This is a genomic window from Bartonella sp. AA86SXKL (assembly GCF_042196885.1).
Genome location: NZ_JBHIRE010000130.1, coordinates 1 through 1,117 on the forward strand (window position 1 = coordinate 1; position 1,117 = coordinate 1,117).

1 protein-coding gene and 1 pseudogene are annotated in these 1,117 nt (G+C 43.5%); both read right to left on the minus strand.

Annotated elements, in window-relative coordinates; all coding sequences use genetic code 11:
- Positions 1 to 285, minus strand: a pseudogene (locus ACFIO5_RS10440) (L,D-transpeptidase family protein); the annotation flags it as partial.
- A 37-nt stretch (positions 286 to 322) separates the two neighbouring features.
- Positions 323 to 1,117, minus strand: a 795-nt coding sequence (locus ACFIO5_RS10445) for an acetyl-CoA carboxylase carboxyltransferase subunit alpha (RefSeq protein ID WP_375705365.1), incomplete at its 5' end; no start/stop codon positions are given.

The following is a 1,117-nucleotide window of genomic DNA, read 5'->3' on the forward strand; positions in this document are numbered from 1 at the left end:
AGGTCCAAGCTGACCTGACCATTTGCAAATGTCATAGCGGGCTATCAGCACAAAAGATCCTGAACGAGACTGTTTCCAAATTTCGGCAATATTTTCTTCCTTAAAAAACCGCATCATAATCGGCGCATAAGGATCAACATTATACAAAACCATTCTATTTTGAACTTCTCGTGGAAGTGGCTGTTCAACCTTAGCACGAATAGAAGCTGGCAATCGTCCCTCACATGCTGTTAATATTCCAGTTGCAAACAAAACGTATATTATGAGGAATCTTTTGAATATCATCGAATAAAACTCCTATTCAACCCCTCACAAAAACAAGTTATGCTAGAGAACGGCCAACTTGAAGATATTTTTCCCGACGTTCTTGTTTAAGAACATCACCTTCTTTGCCAGCCATAGCCTCTAAAGCAAAAGAGATAATATCACCGGTCGCATCAATCACAGCCTCTTTTCCTCTATGTGCTCCTCCTAAGGGCTCCGGAATAATGCCATCAATAATATTTAACTGATAGAGATCTTGAGCAGTAATAAGCATATTCATTGCCGCATCTTTGGCACGAGTTGGATCACGCCATAAAATAGAAGCTGCTCCTTCTGGAGAAATAACAGAGTAAATTGCGTGCTCCAACATATAAACTTTGTTGGCCGCAGCAATTGCTATTGCACCCCCAGAACCGCCTTCCCCAATAACAACCGAAACAACAGGAACTTTTAAACGCAAAGTTGCTGCTGTTGATTGGGCAATTGCTTCTGCTTGACCGCGCTCTTCAGCACTGACACCAGGATAAGCCCCTGCCGTATCGACAAAAGTGAGTAAAGGCAAACCAAAACGATCAGCCATTTCCATAATACGTACAGCTTTGCGATACCCTTCTGGACGTGCAGAACCAAAATTGTAGCGCAAACGTGTTTGCGTATCATGACCCTTCTCTTGACCTATGTAAGCGACTGCTTCACCTTTAAAGCGTGCGAACCCTGCTTGGATAGCCTCATCTTCAGCAAACTTGCGGTCTCCTGCCAAAGGTGTAACATCACTGAGTAACCGTGCAGAATAGTCCATAAAATGGGGACGATCCGGATGACGAGCGACTTGTGTTTTTTGCCAAGGCGATAA